General features: G+C 68.9%; 2 protein-coding genes. Both read right to left on the bottom strand.

Annotated features, from left to right (window positions below; translation table 11 throughout):
* Positions 1-135: 135 nt before the first annotated feature.
* The gene (locus STRTUCAR8_RS44155; protein WP_006383002.1) at positions 136-936 is read right to left on the bottom strand and encodes an ABC transporter permease; all 801 of its coding nucleotides are present in this window, start codon (positions 934-936) and stop codon (positions 136-138) included.
* Positions 933-1,724 carry an ABC transporter ATP-binding protein gene (locus STRTUCAR8_RS44150; protein ID WP_006383003.1) on the bottom strand — a complete coding sequence of 264 codons (792 nt, stop codon included), beginning with the start codon at positions 1,722-1,724 and terminating at the stop codon, positions 933-935. The genes STRTUCAR8_RS44155 and STRTUCAR8_RS44150 overlap by 4 nt, the downstream gene beginning before the upstream one ends.
* Between the last annotated feature and the right edge of the window lie 58 nt (positions 1,725-1,782).

Below are 1,782 nucleotides of genomic sequence, written 5' to 3'. Positions count from 1 at the left end.
TCGCCCCCGCCGCCCCTACCCGTCCCATCCCGTACCTGGGGGCTGCGCCCCCAGACCCCCCTGTCGCGCTGAACGCGCTCGTCCTCAAGCGCCGGACGGGCTGAAGGTGCCGGCCGGGGCTGAAAAGGGGTCTGGTCATTGCGTTCGGCGGCGGAGGGTTGCTGCGCCCAGGGTGAGGACCAGTAGGGCACAGGCCGCGACGATCAGGGCGTCTCGTACGAAGGCGGTTGTGATGTCGGCGTGGGTGAGGACCTCGTTCATGCCGTCCACCGCGTAGGACATGGGGAGGACGTCGGAGATCGCTTCGAGGACCGGGTGCATGTTGGAGCGGGGAGTGAAGAGGCCGCAGAGGAGGAGTTGGGGGAAGATCACCGCCGGCATGAACTGGACCGCCTGGAACTCCGAGGACGCGAAGGCCGAGACGAAGAGGCCCAGGGCGGTACCCAGGAGGGCGTCCAGCAGGGCCACCAGGAGAAGCAGCCAGGGGGAGCCCATGACGTCGAGGCCCAGCAGCCAGACCGCCAGACCTGTGGCCAGGGCCGACTGGATGATCGCGAGGATTCCGAAGGCCAGGGCGTAGCCGGCGATGAGGTCGCCCTTGCCGAGGGGCATGGCGAGGAGGCGCTCGAGGGTGCCCGAGGTGCGTTCGCGCAGGGTGGCGATCGAGGTCACCAGGAACATCGTGATGAGGGGGAAGATCCCGAGGAGCGATGCGCCGATGCCGTCGAAGGTCTGCGCGCTGCCGTCGAAGACGTAGCGGAGCAGGATCAGAAGCAGGCTCGGGAGCACGATCAGCATCGCGATGGTGCGGGGGTCGTGCCGGAGTTGCGCCAGGACCCGGATCGCGGTGGCGATGGTTCGGGAGGCGTTCAGGGGTGTTGTGGGGGTTGAGGCTGTGGGAGAGGGGGTGAGGGCTGTGTTGGCGGTGCCGGTCATTTGGATTGCTCCCTCTCTTTTGCCTGCGGGTTTTTCGCCTCGTCCACCAGGTGGAGGAACGCCGCTTCCACCGTGTCCGTCGATGTGCGGGTACGGAGCGCGTCCGGGGTGTCGTCGGCGAGGAGTTCGCCCTCGCGCATGAGGAGGAGGCGGTGGCAGCGTTCGGCTTCGTCCATGACGTGGGACGAGATGAGGAGCGTCGCTCCGCGGGTGGCCGCGATGGTGTGGAACAGGGCCCATAGGTCGCGGCGGAGGACGGGGTCCAGGCCCACCGTCGGTTCGTCCAGGACCAGGAGTTCGGGGGTGCCGAGTAGCGCCACCGCCAGGGATACGCGGCTGCGCTGGCCGCCGGAGAGGTTGCCCGCGAGGGCGTCGGCGCGGGTGGTGAGGTCGACGTCGGCGATGGCTCGGGTGACGTTCTCGTGGCGGCGTTCGGCGGCTGCGCGGCCGGGGTCGAGGATCGCGGCGAAGTAGGCCAGGTTCTGGCGGACCGTCAGGTCGTCGTAGACCGAGGGGGCCTGGGTCACGTAGCCGATGCGGGTTCGGAGGGTGGCGTGGCCGGCGGGGTGGCCCAGGACGTCCAGGATGCCGGTGACGTTGGCCTGCGTGCCGACGATCGCCCGCATGAGGGTCGACTTTCCACAGCCCGAGGGGCCGAGCAGGCCGGTGATCTCGCCGCGCGGGACGGTGAAGTCGAGGCCGTGGAGGACGTTGCGGGTGCCTCGTACGACGGTGAGGGCTTGGGCTTGGACGGCCCTTCCAGGAGGGGGGTCGCTGTAATTCATCATGTGATGAATAATGCTCTCGGGTCGAGGGTGCGTCAAGTGCGGCGGACATGCGTGTGCG

The organism is Streptomyces turgidiscabies Car8 (genome assembly GCF_000331005.1).
GTDB classification, from domain to species: domain Bacteria; phylum Actinomycetota; class Actinomycetes; order Streptomycetales; family Streptomycetaceae; genus Streptomyces; species Streptomyces turgidiscabies.
This window is presented reverse-complemented; position numbering and strand designations above follow the sequence as displayed.